Below are 21,415 nucleotides of genomic sequence, written 5' to 3' on the forward strand. Positions count from 1 at the left end.
CCAACGAATTTTTCAAAATCGAGGGAATAAAAAGATGGAAATGACAGATTTAAAATTTATGCAGGGATATATTCGGATGTGCAACGACGGCTGGCTGCAGGGGTGGCACGAACGCAACGGCGGCAACTTGACTTACCGCATGACTGCTAAAGAAGCAGAGGCTGCCCGACCGTTTTTCGGCGCTCCGCGCGAGTGGGTGGAGATGGATGTGCAGGCGAAGAACCTGGCAGGCGAATTCTTTGTGACCACCGGCAGCGGCAAGTACTTGCGCAATGTTGTTTTAAGTCCGGCGGAAAATATCGGTATTGTGGAGATTAACGCGGCCGGCAACGGCTACCGTATTGTCTGGGGATTGGAAAACGGCGCGAAGCCGACCAGCGAATTCCCAACGCATTTTCTGAACCACAGTGTCCGCAAAACCGCTTCCGGCGGAACCAACCGCGTGATTTATCACTGCCACGCAACCAATGTGATTGCGCTGACGTATCTTTTGCCGCTGACCGACCGTGACTTTACCCGTGCTTTGTGGCAAAGCGCGACTGAGTGTCCGGTGGTTTTCCCGGCAGGCGTGGGTGTGGTGCCGTGGATGGTTCCTGGCGGGCGCGAAATTGCGTTGGCAACCAGCAAGAAAATGGAAACCTATGACGCTGCTGTCTGGGCACAGCACGGTCTGTTTGTTTCCGGGCCGGATTTTGATACGGCATTCGGGCTGGCACACACAATTGAGAAGAGTGCGGAAATTTATTGGAAGGTCTTGGCCGGCGGGCAGGGAAAAATCCGTCAGACCATTACGGACGATGACCTGCGTGCCATTGCACGGGACTTCGGCGTAACGCTGAACGAAGCGTTCTTAGATTAAAAGCTCGGTAAAAACTGTGTCTGCAGCGTTCCATTCTGTGCAGGCACAGTTTTTTTACGCTTAAAATTACGAAAAGGCGAAAAAAATCCCCTTTTCTGTCCCGCGTGAAGCGTGTATAATAAAAGTTGCTGCCCACTGGGCAGACGGGAATGAGAGGAATGGGGTTATAAAATGGGTGCGGCGTATGCATTACTTTTGGTATCGGGAATCTGTCAGGGAAGTTTCGGATTGGGGTATAAAAAATATTCTCCGTTTTCCTGGGAAGCCTTCTGGTGGGTGTATTCCCTTTGCTGTATTGTGGTTTCGGTTCTGTGGGCGGCATTTGCACAGCCGGACTTTGGCGTCATTCTGGCGCAGGCAGGCTTTTCTGACCTTTGGCTGCCGGTTCTTTGCGGCGTGGTCTGGGGGCTTTCGACCATTGCGTTTTCCAAGTCGGTGCTGTTGATTGGGATGTCGTTGTGCTTCGGTATCAATATGGGTACCTCCGCTGCGGTCGGCTCGGTGATTCCGTTTTTCTTTTCCGGCAAACAGCCGTCTGCTGCTTCGGTCGGTTTTCTGCTGGGTGGTCTGGCGGTAACGCTGGCAGGCATCGGCGTTATTACCAAAGCCGGACTGATGAAAGAACAGGCGCAGAAAACCGCAAATGCCAAGGCGGGCATTGGTCTGGCGGTTCTTTCCGGCCTGTGCTCCGGCATTATGAATGTCGGGTTTGACAAAGCGGCGCCGCTCGGTGCGCACGCGACAAATCCGACAGCTGCGGCGGCGGTGCAGTGGCTGCCGGTGCTGGTGGGCGGTATGGCAGCTTCTATGGTGTGCTGCACGGTTATGATTTTTCGCCGGAAAACGTGGCATACGTTTCGGGTGAAGGGGGCGGCCCGCCGCACGGGGATTCTGTTCCTGACTTCTGTGGTTTGGCTGGCAGCACTGGCGCTGTACGGCGTTTCTGCGAAAATGATTGGCAGCTCCGGCAGCAGCGTCTGCTGGCTGATTTTCAATGCGCTTGCACTGATTATCAGCAACCTGTGGGGGTTAAAAACCGGCGAATGGCAGGGCTGCGGCAAAGCCAAAAAGGTTTTGTTCGGCGGTGACTTGATTATTTTGGCGTCCTGGCTGCTGATTTTAAATGTTTAATGGAATTTTGCGGAAGGGTTGCGCCGCGCGCGCAGGTTTGCTATTCTGTATAGTAAAGAAACGCAGAACTGCGGCGAAGCGGTTTCGCGCGAATCTCGTGAAAAGGAGGGCTTTGTATGCCCCATATAGATATGCAGCGCAAGGTCAATGTCATTGGACACCGGCACCCGGATACCGACTCTGTCTGCTCGGCGATTGCCTACACATACCTGAAAAATCAGCTTGGCGGCAACTGCGAAGCGCGCCGCGCAGGGCAGCTGAACCGCGAAACGGAGTTTGTTCTGCAGTATTTCGGCGCGCAGCCGCCGCGGCTGTGCACCGATGTTCGCCCACAGGTTAAGGATATTGATATCCGCCGTCAGCCGGGTGTGGATGGCGATATGTCCCTAAAGGCGGCGTGGGAACTGATGCGCAGTGTGGAAATTGACACGCTCTGTGTAACCAGCGAGCAGAAGGAACTGCTCGGCGTGATTACCATTAAAGATATTGCAACAGCCAACATGGATTTGCTGGACACAGCGGTGCTGGCGAAAGCGCGCACACCTTATCGAAATGTGCTTTCCGCACTGAACGGCAAACTGCTGACCGGCAGTGACAGCGGTGTGATTGACAAGGGTCGGATTTACATCGGCGCGGCATCTTCAGATGCAATGGAAGCGTATGTGCACGCCGGCGACATTGTGATTCTGTCCAACCGCATTGAAAGCCAGCTTTACGCGGTGGAGTGCGGCGCCGGGTGCATTATCATCTGCGGCGGGGTTACCGTGCCGCAGACCATTTTGACACGGGCGCAGGAAAAGGGCTGCCGCGTCATTACGACACCGTATCTGCTGTATGACGTTGCAAAGCTGCTAAGCCAGGCGGCACCCATTCGGCATTATATGAAAACAGAGCATATCCTGAAGTTTAACCTGAACACACCCGTTGAGGAAGCGCAAAAGGTGATGGCAAGCGTGCGGCTGCGCTACTTTCCGATTCTGGATGAGGAGGGACTGTACTGCGGTGTCATCAGCCGCCGCAACCTGCTCAATGTGCACCGGAAGCGTGTCATTCTGGTGGATCACAACGAAAAGACGCAGGCGGTGGATGGGCTGGACGAAGCGGAGATTTTGGAGATTATCGACCACCATCGGCTCAACGCGGTGGAAACCGTGAATCCAATTTACTTTCGCAATGTGCCGATGGGCTGCACCTGCACCATTGTGTATCAGATGTTCTTGGAGAATCAGGTGGAAATCCCTAAGAGAATTGCCGGGCTGCTGCTTTCCGCGATTCTGTCCGATACGCTGATGTTCCGCAGCCCAACCTGCACGCCGGCAGATGAAGCGGCGGCTGCCGCGCTTTCCAAAACCGCGCAGGTGGACATTCCCGCCTATGCGCAGCAGATGTTTGAGGCGGGCGGCGACCTGACCGGCAAGACACCGGAGGAAGTTTTCCTTTCTGACTTTAAGATTTTCAGCAGTGGAGAGGTTCGTTTTGGCGTGGGACAGAGTATCTATATGACAGAAAAGTCCCGTGCTGCGGCAAAAAAGCTTATTGGCCCGTACCTGCAGAGAGTTTCCGTGCAGCAGGGGCTGCCGCTGATTTTCTATATGTTTACTGATGTGCCGAACGAATTTACCGACTTAATGTTTGCCGGAACGGACGCAGGTGAAATTGTTGCCAGCGCGTTTCACGTCCAGCCGGAGGGGCAGACGGCGGTGCTGCCCGGCGTGATGAGCCGCAAGAAGCAGTTGATTCCGCCGCTGATGGCCGCTGTGCAGGAGCGTATCAAGTGACGACAGAAGCCCTTTTTGCCGCAGAAGAAAAATTTTAAAAAAACAGTTGACTTTTTTTGCTCCGCGTGCTATTATATATGAGCACCTTTTGAGGAGCAAAGATATCGCGGGATGGAGCAGTCCGGTAGCTCGTCGGGCTCATAACCCGAAGGTCGTAGGTTCAAATCCTGCTCCCGCAACCAAATTGTAAGTGCATCGGCTTAACAGTATTTCTGCTGTTCAGCCGATGCATTTTTTTACTGTCAAAAGTCCGTGTCACTGTTTTCTGCAGTATGAGAAAACGAAAAGCGCACCCACATTGTGGGTGCGCGAAAAATTGTCGGGTTAACCCGACTGGCGGAAGCGGTGGGATTCGAACCCACGAGCCCTTGCGGGCTACCTGATTTCGAGTCAGGCCCGTTATGACCACTTCGATACGCTTCCAAATTTTCGATTGCCTGTACCATGCACAGAACAGTACTATTTTATAGAAAAAGCAGACAAATGTCAAGGGCTTGTTTTAAAACGCCGGCAAAGGCAAATTTCAGGAAGCTGCTGCAAAATTATTTTTGGTATAGGAAAACGAAATGCCAACGTGCCCTTCTGTAATTCTGCTTTTGCCGTGGCTGAAGCGGGGGATTTTACCAAACGCTTGACGATTTCCGCCGATTTATGTACAATAACAGTATCCATACCACAGGGAATGAGGGATTGGGCATGAATCAAATGCGGCAGGCAGCGGAAGAAATGGCGTCCCTTTCGATTTACAGGGGCATTTTGCAGCGTACGGTGCCAAAGGCACTGTACCGGCTGCTGTGGGCGAAAGACCGGGAAACTTTTTTGCGTGCGTGGGGCGACTTTTTCGCCGCCCTCTGCGAGCGCGAATGCAGCGAGAGTTTCGCGGAACATCTGACCGGTACGGCACTATATGACGAAAACGGCTTTTCGCTGGCCGCTGCGGCAGGCGAAACGAACTTTGCGCCCTCCATGATGCAGGCGGTGCAGCGCGACCTGCAGATTATTCTGAAACTGGCGCGCATGACGCCGGATGACCTGCTCGACAACTGTGGCTATGAAAACTTGCCGGAGCTGCCCCGCTGGAACTGCGGAAAGCCAATTTCAATATTGGAAGGCGCCCCCAACGCGTATTTGGCGCGTATGACCGCATACTATCGGAAAAACGGCTGCGGAATGTATGCCCGGTACCGTGCGTTTATCTGGCGCGAAAAGAAAATTCTGCCGGTGGCGCACCCAGACCCGCAGAAAATGGCGGATCTGAAAGGATACGACGTGCAGCGTGGTCTGGTGGAAAACAATACGGTGGCGTTTCTGCATGACTTGCCTGCCAACAACTGTCTGCTGTACGGCGACCGTGGTACAGGAAAGTCCTCTACGGTGAAGGCACTTCTCAACGAATACGATGCGCAGGGGCTGCGCGTGATTGAAATGCCCAAGGAGTATCTGATGGACTTTCCGTATTTGGTAGACCAGATTGCCTCCATTCCGATGCATTTCATTATTTTCATCGATGACCTTTCGTTTTCGCAGCAGGACGGCACGTATGCGGCGCTGAAGTCGGTGTTACAGGGCGGCTTGGCGGCAAAGCCTGCCAATGCCTTGATTTACGCGACATCCAACCGCCGCCACTTGCTGCGGGAGAGCTTTTCAGACCGTGAGGGCGATGATGTGCACCGCAACGATACAGTGCAGGAGTCGCTTTCGCTTTCAGATCGCTTTGGTCTGGCGGTGAATTTTATGAATCCGGACAAGGCGCATTTTCTGGATATTATTGCACAGCTGGCACATCAGCGCCAACTGGATGCGTACCTGCCGCAGCTGGAAATCGGCGCGGAGCGTTGGGCAACCGTGCACGGCGGCCGTTCCCCACGCGTGGCGCAGCAGTATATCCGTGATGCGCAGGCTAAGGTTCGTCTGGGGCAGTCCTTGGACGAGGTGTGAGCTTCTCCGGCATTTCGACCGGAGAAAAGGTTTTTGCTTAGGAAGGAGTAATCCATCATTATGCTGAAAAAACTGACGGCTGCACTTTTGTGCGCCGTTCTCACGGTGCTGTCTTTTTCGGGGTGCGGCTTAGGAACCGGTGATTCCGTCACCAGTACCGCAAATCCGGAAGACTGGCCCGCGCAGGTGAATGGCGTGAAAATCAGCGGGCAGCCTGCCGGCGTGGCGGTTGTTTCCCCGAATCTTGCAGACGTGGTGCTTTCGCTGGGTTATGAGGCACAGCTAAAAGGCAAAAGCAAAGCCTGCACACAAAGCGCGCTTTCCACACTGGCGGATGTCACGCTGGACGACGCACAGCAAATCAAGAGCCAAGGCGCGTCGCTGGTGCTGACAGACCAGAAACCAACGGAAGTCCAGCAGCAGGCACTGGACAGCGCCGGTGTGCAGGCAGTCACCATTCCCGCCGCTGCCAGCCGGGCAGATTTGGCGACACTTTACACCGCGGTGGGCACTGCACTGAGAGGGAAAGTGACCGGTGCGGACCACGGCAAAAAGGCAGCGCAAAGCGCGCTGCTGACCATGGACGAAATCACGCGGTTGGTTCCCAAATCCAAGACGGTGACAACGGGTGTTTATCTGTATGATGCGCAGGGGGGCGCCGCGACCGGCGACACCTTTGCCGGAACACTGCTGCCCGCTGCGGGCATCACCAATGTGGCGGAAAGCAGCACCGGAGGAAAAATCGAACTGTCCGCACTGAAAACAGCAGACCCCAAGCTGATCTTCTGTGCCAAGGGTGTCAAAGACACCCTGCTGAAGTCGGCGGACTATCAAGACCTCTCGGCAGTCAAAAGTCAGAAGATTTATGAGATGGACCCGCTTCTGATGAAAACGCAGGGGGAGGGGATGCTCAACGCCGTGACATTCATGGCCGGCACCGCCTACCCGCAGCTGCTGAAGACAACCTCTGCGGCTTCCGAAAGTTCCTCCACAAGCAGTGCGGTGATTCCGAACAGCACAATTCCAGCAGGAACTACGCTGAAAAAAAATGACCAGAATGATTACGTGAAAGCCATGCAGGACCGCCTGAAAGAACTGGGCTATCTGTTTGTCAACGCAACTGGTCTGTACGGGGATGGTACGGTGCAGTGCGTGAAGGATTTCCAACTGTATAACGGATTGGATACCACCGGTGTGGCAGACTCCAAAACTTTAACAAAGATTTTCTCGAAGGATGCAGTCCCGCGCCAAGACAGCAGCGCGATTACGGACAATCCGAACGGAGACGAATAGAATGGACAAAAGCGAACCCACTGCGGTTAACCGATACCGCGAGGGGGTTCGCTTTTTTGTGTATATCTCATTCCCGATTCTTTGCAACGTAGAAAATTGACAGGGCATTTGCCCCTGTGTGTGCCCCAATGACAGGACCCAACTGATTAATAAAAATTTTCTGTGGTCTGCAGCGGGACTTCACTTCTTTTTCCAAGTATTTTGCGTCTGCCGGGCAGTCACCGTGTACAATAAAAACAGTCTGCAGAGTGGTGTCCTGTGTCAGACGGCTTTCCATTTTGTCTAAGAGATTGCTCATGGCCTGTTTACGTCCGCGCACTTTTTCGCGTACGACCAGATGCCCCTCACGGTCAATCTGTAGAATCGGCTTGATGCCGAGCATGGTTCCAACCAGCGCGGCTGCGCTGCCGACACGCCCACCGCGTTTGAGGTGGTTCAGGTCATCGACCATGAACCAGCCGGAAATGCAGAAGCGGTACAACTCCAGCCATGCTTTGAGCTCGTGCAGCGTGTAGCTTTCCTCCTGCTGCTTGCAGCAGGCCAGATACACCAGAAGTCCCTCGCCCAGTGTGGCGGTCAGACTGTCTACCCCCTCGATACAGCGCTGCGGGTACTGCGTGCGCAGTGCTTCCATGGCCTCGCAGGCACGGGCCCAAGTGCCGGAAAGTCCGCTGGAAAAACCGATGTAAAGGATATCCTGCCCCGCTTCCAGATAAGGGCGGAACATTTCTTCAAACTCCGCTTCTGTAATCTGGGAGGTGGTGACCCACTTTCCGCTGCGCAGCGCGTTAAAAAAATCCGGCGCGGGGAATTCGTGGTTGTCCGGATAATTGTGATATTCTTTTCCATCCATCATGAAAGGCATGGGGATGACAGCCAAATGAAATTTTTCCACCAAATCGGCAGGCAGGTCGCAGGTTGCGTCGGTGATGATTTGATATGATCGGTCCATAAAATGGACGGCCTCCTTTGCGGCATACAGTCGGACAATTCTTCAATATCATACCACAGCGGACGAAAAAAGTCCACAGCACAAAAAGGCCGCCGCGAATCCCCGACAGGGGGTCCGCGGCGGCACAAACATTCATAAATGCCCGCCTGGCCGTAAAGTGCAGAAATAACCTGCCTACGAAAGACAGGTGGGTGTCCTCCCAGCGGACTCATACTCCCATCGTCCGGCTGTCAAAACAGCCGGGAGGTCTGCATTCCGCCGCCGGAGTCGGGCTCCCAATTTAAAATTGTAGGGTTATTCTTAGCACAGGTCCGCGTACCAGGCAGGAAGCGGATTATTTATTCGCCGAACGCTTCGCCCTCGTCCGTATAAAGTTCTTCAAAGTGTGCTTCAAACTGCGCAGCCAGTGCATCCAGAAGGCTTTCGTCCTCGACCTCTGCCAGCTCCTGCTCGCCGTTTTCATCGATACTCTGGAAGATGAAATAGGTGCCTTCGTCTTCGATTTTTTCTTGTGCATCGTCAAAAGTCGGCAGCAGCGCGTAGAAGGTTCCCTTGTCGTTGTCAATCACATCGAGAACCTCAAACTCATGCTCTTTGCCTTCCTCGTCCACCAGAGTGAGCAAATCCGTTCCAAATTCGTCGCTCATTATAGAGTTCCTCCAAACGGCCGGAAAATGACCGGCATATTTTTCTGCGTGCGGTAAAAAAGCGCGTGCTGCCAGAGCCTGCACCGGCACATCGCTGATGTATATCTATTGTACACAGCTGGTGTGGAGAAGTCAAGAATCAATTTTCGGGGGACTTGCTGAATTTTATAAAAAAAAATATAAAATAGCAAAAAAAGTATTGACATTGCATATCAATGCGGGTATACTATAAGCAGAAACAGGGAGTTGGCAAACAGATTCCGGCACAGCCGCAAGGGGGTTCCCAAAAAGGAACTTTCAGTGTGGGTGGTGCAAAGGCGGAGCGCGAGCGGCTCACTGTTTCAGAACAACCAACAAAAAACCTGCCACAGGCAGGAAGAAAGGAGCGAGTCCCATGGGCGAAGATCCAATCGGCAGTTTACAGCAGTGCAGTTCATGCGGCTGCGCTGCGTAATAAAACAACGGAGTGGTTCCCCAAGGAACCGGGGCGGGCATCGGTGAAAGCCTGCGCGGCAAAGTAAGCGCTGCCCCGTCCGGCAAGCGGATTACAGGCGTTGGGTTTTGTGTGTGTGCTCTACCCGCTGCGGGGCTTTCCCCGGAGCGGCAGGCAGATGAAAAACGAGACGTCAGGCGGAGGAGTTTGAGTCCCATGCACAGGAAATAGAACGGGTTCTGCGGCTCAGAAAGCAAAGTTTCTGCCGGTATATGTACTGACAGACAAGGCGTTCTTCCGCATGAAATCTGTTTGCAGAAAATCAGACAAGGTAACGGAAAGGATTTGATTCCCAAATACAGGAGAAGCAGTCCGCAATATTCCCGAAAGGATGGATATTCGTTACGGATAAGACTGGATTAAGTCAGCTCGCAGGGTGATCTGGAATTGGCCGCCCCAAAGTTTACTTGCCTTGCTCAAAGGCTGCCCTTTCAAGAGGGCGTTTGCAAATGGGATGCCACCAATGCAGCAGTCGAAAACACCTGAAAAGCAAATATGCATTTGTGCAGAAGGAGAAGTCCCATGCAGTAGTCCAACGTAAAATCGTGCAAAGCACGTTTTCATAGCCGAAGCGGTTCCGGTGCAGCCAGACGTGGCGTGCCGGGGCCGCTTTTTTATGTGCGAAAGAGGGCGACGCAGGTATTCAGCATTGCAACCGGCGCAGGTTTGTGATACTGTAACAGTAGGAAATTCCGCAAATAATACAAATTGTATATTTTGCTGTTTTACTACAAGGAGGATGTTTATGGACGTGAAAGAAGAAGCCATGAAAATGCACGCGGAGTGGGCGGGAAAACTGGAAGTCAAGTCTCGCGTGAAAATCCGCGACAGCCACGACCTTTCTATCGCCTATACTCCCGGCGTGGCGCAGCCGTGCCTTGCAATTCAGAAAGACCCCTCTTTAAGTTACAAACTGACACGCCGGTGGAACACCGTTGCCGTGATTACAGACGGTACAGCCATCCTTGGTTTGGGGGACATTGGCCCGGAGGCCGGTATGCCGGTTATGGAAGGCAAGTGTGTGCTGTTTAAGGAATTTGCGAATATTGACGCCGTGCCGCTTTGCTTAAAAACAAAGGATGTGGATGAACTGGTGCGCACGATTTACCTGCTTTCCGGTTCGTTCGGCGGTATTAACCTGGAGGACATTTCCGCGCCGCGCTGCTTCGAAGTGGAACGCCGCTTAAAGGAACTGTGCGACATTCCCGTGTTTCACGATGACCAGCACGGAACCGCGATTATCGTTGGCGCAGCGCTGATGAATGCGCTGAAAGTGGTCGGTAAAAAAATGGGAAGCGTCCGCTGCGTGATTAACGGTGCGGGCAGCGCGGGCATCGCCATTGCGAAGCATGTAATGCGCCTCGGTGTGCGTAATGTGATTCTGTGCGACCGCTTTGGTATCATTTGCGAGGGGATGGCAGGGCTGAATCCCGCGCATGAGCAAATGAGCCGCCTTACCAATCCGGAGCACCGGCAGGGCAGCCTTGCGGATGCGCTTTCCGGCGCGGATGTGTTTATCGGCGTTTCCGCACCCGGTGTGCTGAAGCCCGAAATGATTCAGAGCATGGCAGAGTCACCGATTGTGTTTCCCATGGCGAATCCGGTGCCGGAAATCATGCCGGAGGAAGCCCTCAAAGCAGGTGCTGCCGTGGTGGGAACGGGCCGTTCTGACTTCCCAAATCAGATCAACAACGTACTGGCATTTCCGGGCATCTTCCGCGGCGCGCTGGATGTGCGTGCTTCCGACATCAATGACGAGATGAAAACAGCGGCTTCGTATGCGATTGCCGGTATTATTACAGACAAAGAGCTTGCGGCGGACTGTATCCTGCCAAAAGCATTTGACAGCCGGATTGTGCCCGCTGTGGCAAAGGCAGTGGCAGAGGCAGCCGTCAGAAGCGGCGCCGCAGCGCCCCAAGCATAAACGGACAAAACAAACAATGCCGCCTCCTTTTCGGAGAGCGGCATTTTTATAAGTGGCAGCGTTTTTGCTGATTTAAGAATGAAGGTTCAACATCTGTACCGGCAGGGCGAGAAATTCGCGCATGACGCTGACGGTGCGGCAGCTGTCCGGCGTTTTGGAAGGTACCGGATACGCCTGCAGACCGACAGCTTCAGCCAGCAGACGTGCGCGGCAGGTGTGGTAGTCGTCTGTCACAATTGCAACAGACTTTGCGCTTCCCAGCAGCTTTTTGGCATTTTTGATGTTTTCATCTGTGTTGACGGATTTGTCGTCAAGCAGGATGCGGTTGGCGGCGATTCCTTTTGCGGTCAGACCGCGGCGGATGCATTCCGCTTCCGTAATGGATTCGCCCTTTCCTTTGCCGCCGCAGGCGACAACTTTGGAACTCGGGTTCTTTTTCAGCCACGCGGCAGCGGTGTTGATACGCACCTGCAGGTCTGCGCTTGGCGTGGTTCCGTTTACTTGCGAGCCGAGCACTAGCGCCGGCGTGCCGGCAGGCGCGGACGGCCCCTGTGTTCCCAAATACATATTTAGACCCAGAAACAGGCAGACGAACCCCGCAAGCAGATACAAAACAGCGAAAACTGTGGAAAGCATACGCGGCACACGGTGCTTGCGCAGCAGAGGCCACAGCAGGCAGCCCACAATGCCCAGCACAGCCGCCCCACAGAACAGCCAGCTGCCAAGATTCATAATGTTGTATTGGCGAATCGCCGAATACAACGTGAAAGCAAACAGCAGAACCAGCGGAATGCGCAGCACCCAACCGAGCGCGGGTGTGTGCCGGGCTGCGTTTTTCAGCGATTTCCACAGGGCAAGCACCAGTCCTGCCGCCATCAGCAGCAGAAACAGCGGCAAAAGCAGGTCGGTGTCCGGCTTGCCTGCATTCCAGATTTTCTGCAGCTGAAACATCCGTACAATAGCAAGGACGGAAAAAACCGTCACTGCCAGCAGCCCCGGCACCAGCAGTGGATTGCCGCCGCTTGGTTTTGCTGCTTCAAGTTCCTTGTGGTCCATGAGTATCCCTCCCTCTGCCGCGGCACAATTTTTGAACTGTCGCGGCGGGACCTTTTTTGTCAGTATACCATTTTTTGCGGCGGAGAACAACGGAATTGCAAGTTTCATTTGCCAAAACAGGTGGAAAACACTTTTTTCGGGGCATATCTTGACTTTATCATTTTAAAGCAATATAATTTACTGTATTAGTTTCGGAACAGCCAAAAGTGCGCTGCAGCCGTTACGAACGTATTTATTTAAAGAAATTGGAGGTTCAGTCGTATGAAACGTGTGTACAACTTTTCTGCCGGTCCTTCCATGCTGCCTGAGGAAGTACTCCGCAAGGCCGCGGATGAAATCCTGGATTATCAGGGCTGCGGCCAGTCAGTCATGGAGATGTCCCATCGATCTAGTACGTTTCAGGGCATCATTGATCGTGCGGAGTCCCTCCTGCGTGAAGTAATGGGTATTCCGAACAATTACGAAGTCCTGTTTCTGCAGGGGGGCGCTTCCAGCCAGTTCGCCATGGTGCCGCTTAACCTGATGACCGGCTCGCACAAAGCCGACTATGTGCTGACCGGCCAGTGGGCAACCAAAAGCTGGAAGGAAGCCTCCCGCTACGGCGAAACCAAGGTCATTGCCAGCAGCAAGGATAAAACGTTTACATATATCCCGAAGCTGGACCCCAAGACCTTTACGCCGGATGCGGATTATTTTTATATCTGTATGAACAACACCATTTACGGAACCGTGTACCACACACTGCCCGAAACCGGCAGCGTGCCGTTGGTCGCGGACATTTCCTCCTGCATCTGCAGCGAGCCGCTGGATGTCAGCAAGTTTGGCTTGCTGTTTGCGGGTGCGCAGAAAAACCTTGCGCCCGCCGGACTGACCATCGTGATTGTGCGCGAAGACCTTGTCGGTCATGCACAGGAACTGACGCCCACCATGTTCAACTACAAAACCCATGTGGACGGCGGCAGTATGTTTAACACCCCGCCCTGCTGGACTATTTATATGTGTATGCTGGTACTGGAGTGGATTCGCGACACGGTCGGCGGTCTTGAGGAAATGCAGAAGCGCAATCGGAAAAAAGCAAAGCTGCTGTACGATTTTCTGGATAGCAGCAAGCTGTTCCGCGGCACCGTGGTGCCGGAGGACCGTTCGTTGATGAATGTTCCGTTTGTCACCGACAGCGAGGAACTGAACACGAAGTTTGTCAAAGAGTCGGTGCAGGCCGGTCTGGTCAACCTCAAAGGGCACCGCACGGTCGGCGGTATGCGCGCTTCCATTTATAACGCAATGCCGTACGAGGGCGTGGAAAAACTGGTTTCGTTCATGGAGCAATTTGAAAAAGTGAATGGCTGAAGAAAAACCGCTTATAGCAGAACAGGGGCGTTAGAGTCATGTATAAAATTCAATATTTAAATAAGATTTCCGCAGCGGGCACCAAGCGCTTCGGGGATAATTACGAAACCGGCGAAGCCGTGCAGAATCCGGACGCAATCATGGTTCGTTCCGCTTCCATGCACGACATGGAGCTGCCAGAGCAGCTGCTGGCGATTGCACGCGCGGGCGCAGGTGTCAACAACATTCCACTGGACAAATGCAGCGAGCAGGGCATTGTGGTGTTCAACACCCCCGGCGCAAACGCAAATGCTGTCAAAGAACTGGTGCTGTGCGCGCTGCTGATGACCTCTCGCAAAATTGTTTCCGGTGTTTCCTGGTGCAGAGCCTTAACTGGCGAGGATATTCCCAAACAGATTGAAAAAGGGAAAAGTCAGTTTGTCGGACCGGAAATCGCAGGCAAAAAGCTGGGTGTCATTGGTCTGGGTGCTATCGGCATTTTGGTGGCAAACGCCGCGCACAGCCTCGGCATGGAGGTTTACGGCTACGACCCGTTCCTTTCGGTAGATGCTGCGTGGGGGCTGTCCCGTTCCATTCGGCACGCGCGCTCGCTTGACGAAATTTGGTCTGCCTGTGACTATGTGACCATTCATGTGCCGCAGACGCCGGACACCAAGGGAATGATTGGCAAGGATTCTCTTGCTAAAATGAAGGACGGTGTGCGCGTGCTGAACTTTGCCCGCGGCGGCTTGGTGGATGCCGAGGCTATGGTGGCGGCACTGCACAGCGGCAAGGTGGCGGCTTACGCAACCGACTTCCCCACAGCAGAGATGATTGGCATGGAGAATGTGCTGCCTGTGCCGCATCTGGGTGCGTCTACGCCGGAAAGCGAAGACAACTGCGCCCGCATGGCGGCTGAAGAACTGAAGGATTATCTGGAAAACGGCAATATTCACAACAGTGTGAACATGCCGGCGGTTTCCATGCCGCGCGAAAGCAGCGAGCGCATCTGTATTCTGCACCGCAACGTGCCGAACACCATCAGCAAGTTTTCCGGCAAGGTGGCGAGTCTGGGTATCAACATTGAGAATATGCAGTCGAAGTCGCGCAAAAACTACGCCTACACCATTCTGGATGTCACCGGTGTGGTAACGCCGCAGGCAGTGGAGGAACTTTCTGCTTTGGAGGAAGTCATCCGCGCACGTGTGATTCGCTGAGTTTTCAACAGAAAAGCAAGTTGGAGCCGGTACACAGCAGCACTGTGTGCCGGCTCTTTTTGCTGCCGACGCTGCCCCTGTCTTTTTACTATAAAATATTGTATAATACAATGGAGAATGACAAGGAGGGCATCGCATGAAAATCTTGCTGAAGAATGCCAAGCTGGCAGACCCGGAGCGCAGCTCCCCCCAAACCGGAGATTTGCTGCTGGAGGACGGGCGCATTGTTGGCGCGGGCGGGCACATCACTGTGGAGGATGCAGAAACGGTGGATTGCACCGGCCTGACAGTGGCGCCGGGTCTGGTGGATATGCATGTGCATCTGCGAGACCCGGGCTTCACTGAAAAGGAAGATATACAGACCGGTTGCCGCGCTGCCGCCGCAGGCGGTGTGACCACCCTGCTGTGTATGCCAAATACACGCCCGCCGGTGGACGAGCCGGACACGGTGACTTATATTCTGGAAAAGGCACAGCAGGCGGATGTGCGTGTCTGCGTGGCCGGTGCGCTGACCATGGGGCTGCGGGGTGAAAAGCGCACGAATCAGCAGATGCTGCGCGATGCGGGAGTGACCGCACTTTCGGATGATGGCCGTCCGGTTGAAAACAGCCGCCTGCTTGCGCAGGCCATGCAGCAGGCAGCGGTACTGGAGCTGCCGGTGCTGTGCCACTGCGAGGTGCCAGAGCTGACCGACGGAGGCAAAATGAATGAGGGGGCGGTCAGCCGCGAACTGGGCGTGCCCGGCGTACCGCGTGCTTCGGAGGAGTGCGGTACCATGCAGGTGCTGACGCTTGCGGAAGCGCTCGGACTGCCGGTGCACGTTTGTCATGTGAGTACCAAGGGCAGTGTCGCCATGATTCGCAGCGCCAAAAAGCGTGGAGTGCAGGTGACCTGCGAAACGGCGCCGCATTACTTTGCCCTGACCGAGGAAGCCCTGCGGCAAAAAGATGCCGACCTGCGCATGAGCCCGCCCCTGCGCACGGAGGAAGACCGTCGTGCCGTGATTACAGGTTTGTGCGACGGAACCATTGATGCCATTGCCACCGACCACGCGCCGCACACACCGGCGGAAAAGGCGGATTTTCTGACGGCACCGAACGGGGCTGTCGGCATGGAAACCAGTTTGGCGGCAGGTATTACCTATCTGGTTGAGCCGGGCTTTTTAACGCTGGCACAGCTTTTATACAAAATGAGTGCTGCACCCGCGAAAATTCTGCGCCTGCCGTACGGGGGATTAACACCGGGGGCGGCGGCGGATTTGGTGCTGTTTGACGCGAACGAGTCGTGGACAGTAAACCCCGAAGCCCTGCACGGCAAAAGCAAAAATGCCGTCTTTAAGGGGCTGACCCTGCAGGGTAGGGTGAAGCGGACTTACTGCGGCGGCAGATTGGTATACCAAGCGTAAATGGCTGCTTTTTAATGAACAAATTGTATAGAATATAAACGATATAACAAGGAGTAAAATATGGACAGACTGATTGATGCCATCCGCGCAAAGAAAAATCCCACAGTTGCCGGTTTAGACCCGAAGCTTGCCTATATTCCGGCGTTCATCCGGCGTGCGGCATACGCGCAGTACGGCAAAACTTTGGAGGGCGCGGCGGCTGCCGTCCTTCAGTTTAACAAGGGACTGCTTGACGCGCTTGCACCGATTGTGCCGGCGGTCAAGCCGCAGTGTGCCTACTATGAGCAGTTTGGCTGGCAGGGGATGCGCGCACTGGAAGCGACGGTTCGATATGCACAGGAAAAGGGTCTGTATGTGATTCTGGACGGCAAGCGAAACGACATTGGTACCACGATGGAAGCGTACGCCAAGGCGCTTCTCGGCACCGTGGAGGTGGACGGGACGGAGCTGTCGGCTTTTGATGGCGATGCGCTGACCGTGAATCCCTATCTGGGTACAGACGGTGTTGCGCCGCTGCTGCCCCTGTGCGCGCAGCGGGATAAGTCTGTCTTTATTCTGGTAAAAACCAGCAATCCCTCATCGGGAGAACTGCAGGACCGCCTGCTGGAAGACCGCCGCACTTTGTATGCGACAGTAGGCTCGTTGTGTGAAGACTGGGGGACGCAGACGCGCGGGCGGTACGGCTACAGCCGCGTCGGTGCAGTGGCCGGCGCGACCTATCCGGCGCAGCTCGGCGAATTGCGCCGGGCACTGCCGCACACGTTTTTCTTAGTGCCCGGCTACGGGGCGCAGGGCGGCGGCGCAAAGGATGTCGCGCCCGCGTTTGACGCACACGGCAGGGGCGCGGTCATCAACGCTTCCCGCAGTATTCTGACCGCGTGGCAGAAGACCGGCGCAGACGAGCAGGATTACGCCAAGGCAGCGGCGGCGGAGGCGGTGCGGATGCGCGACGAGATTGTTGCGGAAGTCGGAGGGTTCGAATGAAATACGATACAGAACAGTGTTCCATTGTGGAAAAGCGAAAACTGACGGCGGATATTTTTGACGTGACGGTTTTGGCGCCAAAGCTTGCGCCGCTTGCGAAGCCGGGGCAGTTTGCGCAGATTCTGGTGCCGGGGAAAACGCTGCGCCGGCCGATTTCCCTGTGCGAAATCGGGCAGGACACCCTGCGGTTTGTGTTTCAGGTGCGCGGCGAGGGAACGGCGCAGTTGGCGCGCCTGCAGGTTGACGATACGCTGAATCTGCTGGCGCCGCTGGGAAGCGGCTTTCCACACGGCGAGGAAAAGCAGCACGCGGTTTTTGTCGGCGGGGGCATCGGCGTGCCGCCGCTGCTGGGGGCGGCGGCAGCTTTTCCGGGCAGAAAGGCCGCGGTACTGGGCTTTCGCAGCAAGGATGCGGTTATCTTAATGAAGGACTTTATCCATGCGGGTTGCGAGGCATTTTTAACCACCGAGGACGGCAGCTTCGGCGTGCGAGGCTTTGTGACGGATGTGCTGCAGAAATTGGAATTTGACGTTTGCTACGCCTGCGGACCGCTGCCAATGCTGCGTGCCGTGGCGGCGCTGTGTGCCAAGCGCGGCGTGCCGTGTTATCTTTCTATGGAGCAGCGCATGGCGTGCGGCATCGGTGCGTGTCTGGGCTGTGCGGTGGAACTGCGCCGACCGGACGGCAGTCGGTATTACGGTCATGTGTGCAAAGACGGGCCGGTCTTTTCAGCAGACCGGCTTGTGCTGTAAAGGAGGGCAGGTATGGCAGATTTAAGTGGAAACATCGCCGGTGTGCCGTTTGCAAACCCGCTCATCGGCGCCAGCGGCACCGTGGGGTTCGGGCATGAGTATGCGGAGTTTTACCCGCTTTCCACACTGGGGGGCATTTCGTGCAAGGGCATTACGCTGGAAGAGCGCCCCGGCAACCCGCCGCCGCGCATTGCAGAAACGCCCGCGGGCATGCTCAATGCGGTCGGTCTGCAGAATCCGGGCGTGGAGCATTTTATAAAGGAAGACCTGCCGTGGCTCAAGCGGCAGGGCACGGTGGTGATTGCCAATATCGCCGGCAGCACACCGGAGGATTACTGCGCCATGGCACAGCGACTTTCCGACACGGATGTGGATATGCTGGAGCTGAACATTTCCTGTCCGAATGTGAAAGCGGGCGGCGCGCAGTTCGGCGTCACCTGCCAGGGGGTGGAAAGCATCACCGCACAGGTGCGCAGGTTTTGTAAAAAACCGCTGATGGTGAAGCTAAGCCCAAACGTTGCGGATATTGCGGAAAATGCCGCGGCGGCGGAGGCTGCCGGTGCGGACGCGGTTTCGCTCATCAATACCCTGACGGGTATGCGCATCGACATCCGCACGCGCCGGCCGGTTCTGCGCAACAACACCGGCGGCTTGAGCGGTCCGGCGGTGTTTCCGGTTGCCGTGCGCATGGTGTGGCAGGCGGCGCGGCGGGTCAAAATCCCCGTGGTCGGTCTGGGCGGCATTTCCACCTGGCAGGATGCGGTGGAAATGCTGCTGGCAGGTGCGTCGGCGTTTCAGGTGGGAACGGCGTTTTTCACAGACCCGTATGCGCCGGTGAAGATTTTAAAAGGGCTGGATGCATATTTGGAGCAGAACGGAATTGCAAGCGTAACGGAATTAACGGGGAAGGTGGAACCATGGTAACTATTTATCTGGTACGACACTGCGCGGCGCAGGGCAATGTGGACGGAACCTATCAGGGACGAATCGACAGCGACATTACGGAAATCGGGAAAAAGCAGCTGGAACTGGTTGCGGCGCGGCTGCGCAATGTGCCGTTTGCGGCAATTTACAGCAGTCCGTTAAAGCGCGCCCGCGCAACAGCGGACGCCATCAATCAGTATCACCATGTACCGGTTACGGAAGATGCAAGCCTGATTGAAATTGATGTGGGAGAGATGGAAGGCATGAAGTGGGAAGACTTGCCTAAGCGCTTTCCCAAAGAAGCGGATGCGTGGAAAAACCACCTGCAGGACTTTGTTGCCCCGCAGGGTGAAAGCATTATGCAGGTAACCGAGCGGATGTGGAACGGCGTACAGGCAATCTTCCAAAAGGAAAACGAGCCGGGAACGGACAAAACCGTTTGCATCGCAACACACGGCTGTGCGCTGCGATGCTTCCTCTGTCGGGCAAAGGGACTACCGCTGTCACGGATTTCCGAAATCCCATTGAGCGACAACACCGGCATTTCCGAGGTTCGTTTTGCAGATGACGGCAGCTGTACGGTGGTACGCATGGGTGACGCGGCACACTTAGGTGACGGCCTTTCGGTGCTGGGCAGCTTTGGCTGGGGGAAGCAGAAAGCATGAGAATTTTGGGGATTGACCTTGGCCACGCGCGCACCGGCTTCGCAGTGAGTGATGAAAGCGGTTTTCTCGCTTCGCCGCTGGAAGTGGTGCCATCCTACAACTGGGACAAGCTGCTGCCGACTGCGGCAGAGAAAATCAAGCAGACCGGCGCCCAAAAAGTGGTGGTCGGTTTACCGCGAAATATGGACGGCACAGAGGGCGAAAGCGCACAGAATGCACGCGCTTTCGGCGAAAAGCTGGAAGCGCTTGCCGGTGTGCCGGTAATTCTGTGGGACGAACGCTGCACGACCATCACCGCGCACGGCTACCTCAATGAAAGCAACGTGCGCGGCAAGAAGCGCAAGGCGGTGGTAGATGCCGTTGCGGCCACGGTGATTCTGCAGGGCTATCTGGATTCCTTAAAGTTGGGGAACCATTCGTAATAACGGACAAAACGCCCGCCCCGCGCGGGCAGAACTGGAGAAACAGCTATGACAGCATCAAAGCCATGGAACTGGAACCTTGTCGGGGAAAAAGACCGCACATACTGGCAAACGCCCAGTGCAGAATCCTATTATCTGCTGCACCGCTGGCAGCAGCAGGGCAGGCGCACCCTTTTAGACCTCGGCTGCGGGCTGGGGCGGCACAGCATTCTGTTTGCGAAAGGCGGCTTCGAGGTTTCTGCGTTTGACCTGAGCGAAACGGCGGTGGCGGAAACGGAACAGTGGGCGCAGCGCGAGCACCTGTCGCTATCCTGCAAAAGCGGCGATATGCTGGCGCTGCCCTACGCGCCGGAAAGTTTTTCCTGCATTTTCTGCCGCAACGTGATTTCCCATTCGGACACAGCCGGCGTGCGCAAGGTTTTTCGCGAGGCATTCAGAGTCCTGCAGCCAGGCGGCGAGTTTTACTTTACCCTGTGCTCCAAAAACTCGTGGGGATTCGGGCAGGACTGGCCGGTGGTGGACGCCAACACGAAAATCCGTGTGGAAGACGGCCCGGAAAACGGTATCCCGCACTTCTTTGCGGATTATGACACGATTAGGGAACTTTGCGCCGCATTTCAGATTCTGACTGTGCAGCAAATTGAGGATATTCTGACGGATGGCGTACCGGGCGGCTGGCATTATCATGTGCTGGTAAAAAAACCGGACTGAGCCGACAGCTTTTGCTTGCGCCGGGCAGGCCCGATGTGGTAATCTGTTCTGTAAAACGGTTTGAGGTGATGATATGGTTCCAATACAAAAAAGGGTGGCGGCCATCCATGATTTGTCCGGATTCGGCAAGTGCTCCCTGAGTGTCATCCTGCCGGTGCTCAGCAGCATGGGGCATGAGGTGTGCTGTGTGCCCACGGCGGTGCTTTCCTCTCACACCGGCGGACTGTCGGATGTGACCGTGCGGGATTTAACACCGGAAATGCCCGGCTTTCTGCGCCAATGGAGCGCGCTGCAGATTCCGTTTGACGGCATTTACACCGGCTTTTTGGGCAGCGCGGAGCAGCTGCGGGTGGTGCATGATTTCATAAAGACGTTCCGCCGGGAGGATACACTGGTTATGGTAGATCCCGCCATGGCGGATAACGGCAGCCTGTACCGTACATACACACCGGAAATGGCGGCAGGCACCAAGCAGCTGTGCCGAGAGGCGGATCTGATTGTGCCGAATATGACGGAGGCGTGCCTGCTGCTGGGCGAGCCGTACCGTGAGGGGCCGTACACGCGTGCCTGGGTGGAGGACGCCCTGCACCGCTTGACGGAACTTGGCCCGCGCACCGCCGTGATGACGGGTGTGTGGTTTTCGCCGGAGCTGCTGGGTGCGGCGGGGTACGACCGTATGACCGGCGAGCTAAGCTATGCGCTTTCTGCCCGCGTGCAGGGCGGCTACCATGGCACCGGTGATTTGTTTGCAGCAGTGCTGCTGGGGGCACTGCTGCGCCGCGTCAAGCTGCGCGATGCGCTGCAGCTGGCGGTGGATTTTACGGCCGGCGCCATTCGCCGCACACGGGAAGCGCGCGGCGACCCGCGCTGGGGTGTGTGCTTTGAGCCGGAACTGCCGCGGCTGATTCATGAGCTGGGCCTGTAAGCATCTTTACAAA

The 21,415-nt window shown here is 55.5% G+C and carries 20 protein-coding genes, 2 tRNA genes and 1 other RNA gene; 18 read left to right on the forward strand and 5 right to left on the reverse strand.

The window, feature by feature from the left end:
- Nucleotides 1-34: 34 nt before the first annotated feature.
- The 4 genes from rhaD (at nt 35) to PXC00_RS02410 (ending at nt 3,950) form a co-directional block, all read left to right on the forward strand.
- Nucleotides 35-859, forward strand: a complete 825-nt coding sequence (rhaD, locus tag PXC00_RS02395; RefSeq protein WP_275845741.1) for a rhamnulose-1-phosphate aldolase — start codon at nt 35-37, stop codon at nt 857-859.
- A gap of 171 nt (nt 860-1,030) precedes the next feature.
- Nucleotides 1,031-1,990: an L-rhamnose/proton symporter RhaT gene (locus tag PXC00_RS02400; RefSeq protein ID WP_275845740.1), complete on the forward strand. Its 960-nt coding sequence runs from the start codon at nt 1,031-1,033 to the stop codon at nt 1,988-1,990.
- Nucleotides 1,991-2,106: 116 nt separating this feature from the next.
- Nucleotides 2,107-3,768, forward strand: a complete 1,662-nt coding sequence (locus tag PXC00_RS02405; RefSeq protein ID WP_275845739.1) for a putative manganese-dependent inorganic diphosphatase — start codon at nt 2,107-2,109, stop codon at nt 3,766-3,768.
- A 105-nt stretch (nt 3,769-3,873) separates the two neighbouring features.
- Nucleotides 3,874-3,950: transfer RNA gene (locus PXC00_RS02410), tRNA-Met, on the forward strand.
- 152 nt (nt 3,951-4,102) lie between these two features.
- On the opposite strand, the gene PXC00_RS02415 is transcribed toward PXC00_RS02410, so the two are convergent.
- A tRNA-Ser gene (locus tag PXC00_RS02415) sits at nt 4,103-4,191 on the reverse strand.
- 273 nt (nt 4,192-4,464) lie between these two features.
- Between PXC00_RS02415 and PXC00_RS02420 the strand changes: the two genes are divergently transcribed.
- Nucleotides 4,465-5,706, forward strand: a complete 1,242-nt coding sequence (locus tag PXC00_RS02420) for an ATP-binding protein (protein WP_275845737.1) — start codon at nt 4,465-4,467, stop codon at nt 5,704-5,706.
- 60 nt (nt 5,707-5,766) lie between these two features.
- Nucleotides 5,767-6,999, forward strand: a complete 1,233-nt coding sequence (locus tag PXC00_RS02425; protein WP_275845736.1) for a peptidoglycan-binding protein — start codon at nt 5,767-5,769, stop codon at nt 6,997-6,999.
- Nucleotides 7,000-7,066: 67 nt separating this feature from the next.
- Here PXC00_RS02425 and PXC00_RS02430 read toward each other — a convergent pair whose 3' ends face one another.
- The 3 genes from PXC00_RS02430 to PXC00_RS02440 form a co-directional block, all read right to left on the reverse strand.
- Nucleotides 7,067-7,951: a DegV family protein gene (locus PXC00_RS02430; protein WP_275845735.1), complete on the reverse strand. Its 885-nt coding sequence runs from the start codon at nt 7,949-7,951 to the stop codon at nt 7,067-7,069.
- A gap of 135 nt (nt 7,952-8,086) precedes the next feature.
- A non-coding RNA gene (ssrS, locus tag PXC00_RS02435) (6S RNA) lies at nt 8,087-8,283 on the reverse strand.
- Nucleotides 8,284-8,289: 6 nt separating this feature from the next.
- Nucleotides 8,290-8,598 carry a DUF1292 domain-containing protein gene (locus tag PXC00_RS02440; protein ID WP_275845734.1) on the reverse strand — a complete coding sequence of 103 codons (309 nt, stop codon included), beginning with the start codon at nt 8,596-8,598 and terminating at the stop codon, nt 8,290-8,292.
- A 302-nt stretch (nt 8,599-8,900) separates the two neighbouring features.
- Between PXC00_RS02440 and PXC00_RS02445 the strand changes: the two genes are divergently transcribed.
- Complete coding sequence (locus PXC00_RS02445) at nt 8,901-9,119, forward strand: hypothetical protein (RefSeq protein ID WP_316935055.1); 219 nt, start codon at nt 8,901-8,903, stop codon at nt 9,117-9,119.
- A 717-nt stretch (nt 9,120-9,836) separates the two neighbouring features.
- On the forward strand, nt 9,837-11,015 hold the full coding sequence (locus PXC00_RS02450) for an NAD(P)-dependent malic enzyme (RefSeq protein ID WP_275845732.1): 1,179 nt from the start codon (nt 9,837-9,839) through the stop codon (nt 11,013-11,015).
- A 72-nt stretch (nt 11,016-11,087) separates the two neighbouring features.
- On the opposite strand, the gene PXC00_RS02455 is transcribed toward PXC00_RS02450, so the two are convergent.
- Entirely contained in the window at nt 11,088-12,071 is a 984-nt protein-coding gene (locus PXC00_RS02455; protein WP_275845731.1) for a YdcF family protein, read from the reverse strand.
- 261 nt (nt 12,072-12,332) lie between these two features.
- Here PXC00_RS02455 and serC point away from each other — a divergent pair, with 261 nt between their 5' ends.
- From serC to PXC00_RS02505, 10 genes are all read left to right on the forward strand, one after another.
- Entirely contained in the window at nt 12,333-13,418 is a 1,086-nt protein-coding gene (serC, locus tag PXC00_RS02460) for a 3-phosphoserine/phosphohydroxythreonine transaminase (protein ID WP_275845730.1), read from the forward strand.
- 38 nt (nt 13,419-13,456) lie between these two features.
- Nucleotides 13,457-14,614, forward strand: a complete 1,158-nt coding sequence (locus PXC00_RS02465) for a phosphoglycerate dehydrogenase (RefSeq protein ID WP_275845729.1) — start codon at nt 13,457-13,459, stop codon at nt 14,612-14,614.
- Between the two features lie 136 nt (nt 14,615-14,750).
- Nucleotides 14,751-16,019 (forward strand): dihydroorotase, encoded by a 1,269-nt coding sequence (locus PXC00_RS02470; RefSeq protein WP_275845728.1) that lies wholly within the window; start codon nt 14,751-14,753, stop codon nt 16,017-16,019.
- A gap of 60 nt (nt 16,020-16,079) precedes the next feature.
- Complete coding sequence (gene pyrF, locus PXC00_RS02475) at nt 16,080-17,003, forward strand: orotidine-5'-phosphate decarboxylase (protein ID WP_275845727.1); 924 nt, start codon at nt 16,080-16,082, stop codon at nt 17,001-17,003.
- On the forward strand, nt 17,000-17,755 hold the full coding sequence (locus PXC00_RS02480; protein ID WP_275845726.1) for a dihydroorotate dehydrogenase electron transfer subunit: 756 nt from the start codon (nt 17,000-17,002) through the stop codon (nt 17,753-17,755). The genes pyrF and PXC00_RS02480 overlap by 4 nt, the downstream gene beginning before the upstream one ends.
- A gap of 12 nt (nt 17,756-17,767) precedes the next feature.
- Nucleotides 17,768-18,679, forward strand: coding sequence for a dihydroorotate dehydrogenase (locus PXC00_RS02485; RefSeq protein WP_275845725.1), 912 nt, complete (start codon nt 17,768-17,770; stop codon nt 18,677-18,679).
- Nucleotides 18,673-19,344: a histidine phosphatase family protein gene (locus PXC00_RS02490; RefSeq protein WP_275845724.1), complete on the forward strand. Its 672-nt coding sequence runs from the start codon at nt 18,673-18,675 to the stop codon at nt 19,342-19,344. The genes PXC00_RS02485 and PXC00_RS02490 overlap by 7 nt, the downstream gene beginning before the upstream one ends.
- Nucleotides 19,341-19,766 (forward strand): Holliday junction resolvase RuvX, encoded by a 426-nt coding sequence (gene ruvX / locus PXC00_RS02495; RefSeq protein ID WP_275845723.1) that lies wholly within the window; start codon nt 19,341-19,343, stop codon nt 19,764-19,766. Before PXC00_RS02490 ends, ruvX begins: the two co-directional genes overlap by 4 nt.
- A 48-nt stretch (nt 19,767-19,814) precedes the next feature.
- Nucleotides 19,815-20,477, forward strand: a complete 663-nt coding sequence (locus tag PXC00_RS02500; protein ID WP_275845722.1) for a class I SAM-dependent methyltransferase — start codon at nt 19,815-19,817, stop codon at nt 20,475-20,477.
- Between the two features lie 73 nt (nt 20,478-20,550).
- Complete coding sequence (locus PXC00_RS02505) at nt 20,551-21,402, forward strand: pyridoxamine kinase (RefSeq protein WP_275845721.1); 852 nt, start codon at nt 20,551-20,553, stop codon at nt 21,400-21,402.
- Nucleotides 21,403-21,415 lie beyond the last annotated feature (13 nt).

This window comes from Caproicibacterium argilliputei, assembly GCF_029211325.2.
Classification (GTDB): Bacteria; Bacillota; Clostridia; order Oscillospirales; family Acutalibacteraceae; genus Caproicibacterium; species Caproicibacterium argilliputei.

Coding starts and splice junctions, on each gene's coding strand:
- rhaD (WP_275845741.1), top strand. CDS start 35: ATGGAAATGACAGATTTAAAATTTATGCAGGGATATATTCGGATGTGC.
- PXC00_RS02400 (WP_275845740.1), top strand. CDS start 1,031: ATGGGTGCGGCGTATGCATTACTTTTGGTATCGGGAATCTGTCAGGGA.
- PXC00_RS02405 (WP_275845739.1), top strand. CDS start 2,107: ATGCCCCATATAGATATGCAGCGCAAGGTCAATGTCATTGGACACCGG.
- PXC00_RS02420 (WP_275845737.1), top strand. CDS start 4,465: ATGAATCAAATGCGGCAGGCAGCGGAAGAAATGGCGTCCCTTTCGATT.
- PXC00_RS02425 (WP_275845736.1), top strand. CDS start 5,767: ATGCTGAAAAAACTGACGGCTGCACTTTTGTGCGCCGTTCTCACGGTG.
- PXC00_RS02430 (WP_275845735.1), bottom strand. CDS start 7,951: ATGGACCGATCATATCAAATCATCACCGACGCAACCTGCGACCTGCCT.
- PXC00_RS02440 (WP_275845734.1), bottom strand. CDS start 8,598: ATGAGCGACGAATTTGGAACGGATTTGCTCACTCTGGTGGACGAGGAA.
- PXC00_RS02450 (WP_275845732.1), top strand. CDS start 9,837: ATGGACGTGAAAGAAGAAGCCATGAAAATGCACGCGGAGTGGGCGGGA.
- PXC00_RS02455 (WP_275845731.1), bottom strand. CDS start 12,071: ATGGACCACAAGGAACTTGAAGCAGCAAAACCAAGCGGCGGCAATCCA.
- serC (WP_275845730.1), top strand. CDS start 12,333: ATGAAACGTGTGTACAACTTTTCTGCCGGTCCTTCCATGCTGCCTGAG.
- PXC00_RS02465 (WP_275845729.1), top strand. CDS start 13,457: ATGTATAAAATTCAATATTTAAATAAGATTTCCGCAGCGGGCACCAAG.
- PXC00_RS02470 (WP_275845728.1), top strand. CDS start 14,751: ATGAAAATCTTGCTGAAGAATGCCAAGCTGGCAGACCCGGAGCGCAGC.
- pyrF (WP_275845727.1), top strand. CDS start 16,080: ATGGACAGACTGATTGATGCCATCCGCGCAAAGAAAAATCCCACAGTT.
- PXC00_RS02480 (WP_275845726.1), top strand. CDS start 17,000: ATGAAATACGATACAGAACAGTGTTCCATTGTGGAAAAGCGAAAACTG.
- PXC00_RS02485 (WP_275845725.1), top strand. CDS start 17,768: ATGGCAGATTTAAGTGGAAACATCGCCGGTGTGCCGTTTGCAAACCCG.
- PXC00_RS02490 (WP_275845724.1), top strand. CDS start 18,673: ATGGTAACTATTTATCTGGTACGACACTGCGCGGCGCAGGGCAATGTG.
- ruvX (WP_275845723.1), top strand. CDS start 19,341: ATGAGAATTTTGGGGATTGACCTTGGCCACGCGCGCACCGGCTTCGCA.
- PXC00_RS02500 (WP_275845722.1), top strand. CDS start 19,815: ATGACAGCATCAAAGCCATGGAACTGGAACCTTGTCGGGGAAAAAGAC.
- PXC00_RS02505 (WP_275845721.1), top strand. CDS start 20,551: ATGGTTCCAATACAAAAAAGGGTGGCGGCCATCCATGATTTGTCCGGA.